Here is a 3,949-nt window from a genome sequence, read left to right as displayed (position 1 = left end):
ACGGGCTTTGGCCGCATCGCGGGCCGCACCGTCGGCTTCGTCGCCAACCAGCCGATGGTGCTGGCCGGCGTGCTCGACAGCGACGCCTCACGCAAGGCCGCGCGCTTCGTCCGTTTTTGCGACGCCTTCAACATCCCGATCGTCACCTTCGTCGACGTGCCGGGCTTCCTGCCCGGCACCGCGCAGGAATATGGCGGCCTGATCAAGCACGGTGCCAAGCTGCTGTTCGCCTATTCGCAGTGCACTGTGCCGCTGGTCACCATCATCACCCGCAAGGCCTATGGCGGCGCCTTCGACGTCATGGCCTCCAAGGAGATCGGCGCCGACATGAACTACGCCTGGCCGACCGCCCAGATCGCGGTGATGGGTGCCAAGGGCGCGGTCGAGATCATCTTCCGCAGCGACATCGGCGACCCCGACAAGATCGCGGCGCGCACCAAGGAATACGAAGACCGCTTCCTGTCCCCCTTCATCGCCGCCGAGCGCGGCTACATCGACGACGTCATCATGCCGCACTCGACGAGGAAGCGGATCGCGCGGGCGCTGGCGATGCTGAAGGACAAGAAGGTGGAAACGCCGGCGAAGAAGCACGACAATTTGCCGTTGTGAGGACTTGTAGCCCGGGTGAGCGCAGCGGCATCCGGGTCTTTGCCTTGGTCCCGCATGTCGCTTCGCTCATGCGGGCTACAGTTTCTTCTGTATTCGCATGACCGAAGACGACCCGACCGACGAAATCTCCGATATCGAAGATCGCATCGAGCGGCTGGCCGAGGTCGCCGAGCGCTGCCGCAAATACATCCTGGCTTCCAAGATCGCGATCGGAGGCGGGGCGGCGCTGCTGCTGGTGACGATCTTGGGTGTGTTTGGCTTCGGCCAGACCGCCGCCCTCGGATCGATCGCGCTGGTGCTGGGCGGGATCGTCTCGCTCGGCTCGAATGTCTCGACGCTGCGGCAGACCGACGAGGCCATCAGCGCTGCGGAGGCGCGGCGTGCGGCGTTGATTGGATCAATCGACCTGCGCGTCGTCGCGGACGCGCCGCTGAAATTGGTGTGAGGTTTAGGGCGGATTAGCGATAGCGTAATCCGCCAGGGGATGCGTCAGCGGATGAAGACGTGGCGGATTACGCTGGCGCTAATCCGCCCTACTTATCCGATGCATCCGCACCACGTCTCACGCGGCGCGCTCGAGCGTCAGCTCCGACAATTCCGTGCGGCATTCGGCGGCGAAGGCTTGCAGCCTATCGGCGGTCTGGCGGTCGAGGATGGCTTTGGCCAGCCGCTCGGCGCGGGCGATCTGTCGCTTGAGATATTCGATGCGGACCATGGGTCACCTTTCGATTGCTTCCGTCCGGTGCTGGCGACTGTAGGCCGGGCGTGGAATTGATTATGTGAGGTGCATCACGTTCCACGGGCTTTATCCGCCGCGGCGAAATGCGCCATCTGGTCCGCGTGGGCCTTGGCGAACGCCGGGCGGCCGGTGGCGCGCGCGACGTAGGCGCGGCAGGCGGGACTGTCCGCCAGGGCGTCGAAGCCATCGATGACGCGCAGCACGTCCGACATCAGGATGTCGGCGACGGAGAAGGACCCCGCCAGCCACTCGCGGCGGGCGAGCACCGGCTCGAGATGCTTCAGCCGCAGCTTGAGGAAGTCGTCGACGAATTTCCAGGCCGCCGTGTCGGTCGGGTGTCCCATGAACTTCGACATTCCCCAGGGCAGGCTGGCCATCTCCACCGAATTGAGCGCGGCGAACACCCATTGCGTCGCTTCAGTGCGTCCGCGCGGGTCGGTGGGCATCAGCTTGGGGCTGCGTTCGCCGAGATGCAGCAGGATCGCGCCGGTCTCGAAGATCGAGAGCTCGCCGTCGGTCAGCCACGGCACCTGGCCGAACGGCTGGTGCGCGAGATGCGCAGGGCCGCGATCGTCGAACGGCGCGCTGGCGACGCGATAGGGCAGTGCGGCTTCTTCCAGTGCCCAGCGCACGCGGAGGTCGCGCACGAAGCCTCGCGGCGCTTCGGGAACCCAATTGAAGGTGGTCAGGGTGAGGTCGGCCATTTGCTGTCTCCGTGTCCTGGTTTGAATAGAGGACGCGCGGAGGCGGCGCGTTCCGACACCGCGCCGGCATTTTTTTGTCGCCGGCGGCTGAACCGGTTAGGCTCACGCCAAACACTGGGAGGAAACAAGATGCCAGCAGCCTTCTTCGTCGTCCGCGCCATTGTCCCCGACGCCGGAAAGCGCGCTGCCTTCGACAGATGGTACGAGACGGAACATGTGCCCGACGCGGTGAAGGCGTTCGGCGTCAGCAAGGCGTGGCGGTTCTGGAGCCTCGATGATCCCTCGCTGCACCAGGCGATGTATCAGTTCGACGACGAGGCCAAGCTCGCGGCGATGCTGAAGGGGGATGCGCTGCAGAAGCTCGTCGCCGATTTCGAGCGCGACTGGCCCGACGTGAAGCGCTCGCGCGAGACGCTGGTGCTGGCGCAGGAGTTTGCGAAGTAGGGCGCAGCGAATGTCCGCTTCGCACGAATCTGAACATACGATTCAGCTTCGGTTCATGTCATGACCGCGACACTTCCTCTGCATCACTTGCTGAGAGATCCAAGAGGAAGAAGCCATGGAGCGTCGGAACTTTTTGAAACTCGCATTGGGGGTGACGGCGGGCGCCGCCGCCTTCGCCGCGACCGCGCAGGCCGCGCCGCTGTCACCGCAGCCGGTCGGCGATCCCGCCCGCATGCCGCAAGGCAATCCCGACGCTCATCCGGCCGTCACCACCAGCGAGGAAGCCGCGCAGCTGACGCCCGAGCAGGTGCACTGGCATGGCCACCACCGCCACTGGGGCTGGCATCGCCGTCATTGGCGCCGGCATCACCGTCGCTGGCACCGCCGCCATCACTGGTGAGTCCGCCACAGCGCGTGAACTCGACGGGGATCGCAGCCAGCGGTCCCCGTTTCGATTCGGAAGCTGCTTCAATTGCGCAGCCGAAGCGTCGGCGGCCCTGAAACGAAAATGGCCGCGCAGGCTTTCGCCGCGCGGCCATTTTGCCATCAGGAGAGATCAGAACGGACGGCAGCGGCCGGCGTACCAGCGGAAGCCATAGGGGCAGACGCGCGCGCGGGGCACGACGACGACCGGCGGGGCTACATACACAGGAGCCGGGCGCACCACGACCGCGCCGCCCATCGGACGGCAATGCCCATAGGGACCGCGATAGAACCCGCGGCCGCAGCCGTCAGCGGCGCTGGCCGCTTCGGTGAAACCGACGACAGCGCTGGCGAGCATGGCGGCAGCGAACAGGTATTTCATTTGATCTTCCTTCTCGTCCTGGGGAGCAAGTCTCTGGGAGTGGTGCCTGCGGCGCACAATGAATCAAAAGATACGATTCGACATGTCAAATCTTGCAACACATCGAGCCGGCGCGATCCAAACCTGCCAATCATGACCTGAATGCGGCATGAACGTTCGCCGCATACGGCCTGGGGCGACAGAAGCCGGCGCGGGCGGACGGAAAAGGCGGCACTAGCTTCCCGCGCTTCAGGAAGCCGACATGACCGGCGTCCGCGAGCGGTCGAGGCGCGGTCAGTCCTTGCCGTTGCCGAACAGCGCGGCAAACTGCTTTTCGCCGGTGCGGGTGAAGTTCACGACGCGGCTGCCTGGGGTTGCGTCGCGCGCCGCCCATTTCAGCTCGGCGAAGCGCTGCATCATGGCGGCCCCCAGCGTGCCGGCGAGGTGATGCCGCCGCCCGCTCCAGTCGAGGCAGGCCTTGCACACCGGCCGGCGCGGGTGGGTCAGCATGTCGGGCGAGATCTGCAGGTGCCTGGCGAGAAAGCGCTCGCCCTCGGCGGTCAGCTCGATGTCCTGCTTCTTCTGCCGGATCAGATTCCGCTCGCGCAGGGAATCGAGCATCTGCACGCCGAGATCGCCGGCGAGATGGTCGTAGCAGATCCGCGCGCG

General features: G+C 65.6%; 7 protein-coding genes and 1 pseudogene. 4 read left to right on the top strand and 4 right to left on the bottom strand.

Going from position 1 to position 3,949, the window contains the following annotated elements; all coding sequences use genetic code 11:
* Both SE92_RS07025 and SE92_RS07020 read left to right on the top strand, forming a co-directional pair.
* Positions 1-609, top strand: a 609-nt coding sequence (locus SE92_RS07025; RefSeq protein ID WP_283806757.1) for a carboxyl transferase domain-containing protein, incomplete at its 5' end; no start/stop codon positions are given.
* 97 nt (positions 610-706) lie between these two features.
* A complete protein-coding gene (locus SE92_RS07020; protein ID WP_063195074.1) occupies positions 707-1,054 on the top strand; it encodes a hypothetical protein in 348 nt (115 codons plus the stop codon).
* A 117-nt stretch (positions 1,055-1,171) separates the two neighbouring features.
* Here SE92_RS07020 and SE92_RS36525 read toward each other — a convergent pair whose 3' ends face one another.
* Positions 1,172-1,324 (bottom strand): hypothetical protein, encoded by a 153-nt coding sequence (locus tag SE92_RS36525; protein WP_198172574.1) that lies wholly within the window; start codon positions 1,322-1,324, stop codon positions 1,172-1,174.
* A 74-nt stretch (positions 1,325-1,398) separates the two neighbouring features.
* Complete coding sequence (locus SE92_RS07015; RefSeq protein WP_063195073.1) at positions 1,399-2,052, bottom strand: glutathione S-transferase family protein; 654 nt, start codon at positions 2,050-2,052, stop codon at positions 1,399-1,401.
* Between the two features lie 129 nt (positions 2,053-2,181).
* Here SE92_RS07015 and SE92_RS07010 point away from each other — a divergent pair, with 129 nt between their 5' ends.
* Together SE92_RS07010 and SE92_RS07005 are read left to right on the top strand one after the other, a co-directional pair.
* Positions 2,182-2,496 carry a hypothetical protein gene (locus SE92_RS07010; RefSeq protein WP_063195072.1) on the top strand — a complete coding sequence of 105 codons (315 nt, stop codon included), beginning with the start codon at positions 2,182-2,184 and terminating at the stop codon, positions 2,494-2,496.
* Between the two features lie 115 nt (positions 2,497-2,611).
* Entirely contained in the window at positions 2,612-2,896 is a 285-nt protein-coding gene (locus tag SE92_RS07005) for a twin-arginine translocation signal domain-containing protein (protein WP_063195071.1), read from the top strand.
* A 156-nt stretch (positions 2,897-3,052) separates the two neighbouring features.
* Here the strand turns inward: SE92_RS07005 and SE92_RS07000 are convergent, their stop codons facing one another.
* Positions 3,053-3,301, bottom strand: coding sequence for a GCG_CRPN prefix-to-repeats domain-containing protein (locus SE92_RS07000; RefSeq protein ID WP_063195070.1), 249 nt, complete (start codon positions 3,299-3,301; stop codon positions 3,053-3,055).
* A 273-nt stretch (positions 3,302-3,574) separates the two neighbouring features.
* Positions 3,575-3,949 (bottom strand): annotated as a pseudogene (locus tag SE92_RS06995) (transcriptional regulator); the annotation flags it as partial.

The organism is Bradyrhizobium sp. AT1 (genome assembly GCF_001590795.1).
Taxonomy (GTDB): domain Bacteria; phylum Pseudomonadota; class Alphaproteobacteria; order Rhizobiales; family Xanthobacteraceae; genus Bradyrhizobium.
This window is presented reverse-complemented; position numbering and strand designations above follow the sequence as displayed.

Bases quoted from the DNA above. Each gene is read 5' to 3' on its own strand.
- SE92_RS07020 (WP_063195074.1), top strand. From the start codon at position 707: ATGACCGAAGACGACCCGACCGACGAAATCTCCGATATCGAAGATCGC.
- SE92_RS36525 (WP_198172574.1), bottom strand. From the start codon at position 1,324: ATGGTCCGCATCGAATATCTCAAGCGACAGATCGCCCGCGCCGAGCGG.
- SE92_RS07015 (WP_063195073.1), bottom strand. From the start codon at position 2,052: ATGGCCGACCTCACCCTGACCACCTTCAATTGGGTTCCCGAAGCGCCG.
- SE92_RS07010 (WP_063195072.1), top strand. From the start codon at position 2,182: ATGCCAGCAGCCTTCTTCGTCGTCCGCGCCATTGTCCCCGACGCCGGA.
- SE92_RS07005 (WP_063195071.1), top strand. From the start codon at position 2,612: ATGGAGCGTCGGAACTTTTTGAAACTCGCATTGGGGGTGACGGCGGGC.
- SE92_RS07000 (WP_063195070.1), bottom strand. From the start codon at position 3,301: ATGAAATACCTGTTCGCTGCCGCCATGCTCGCCAGCGCTGTCGTCGGT.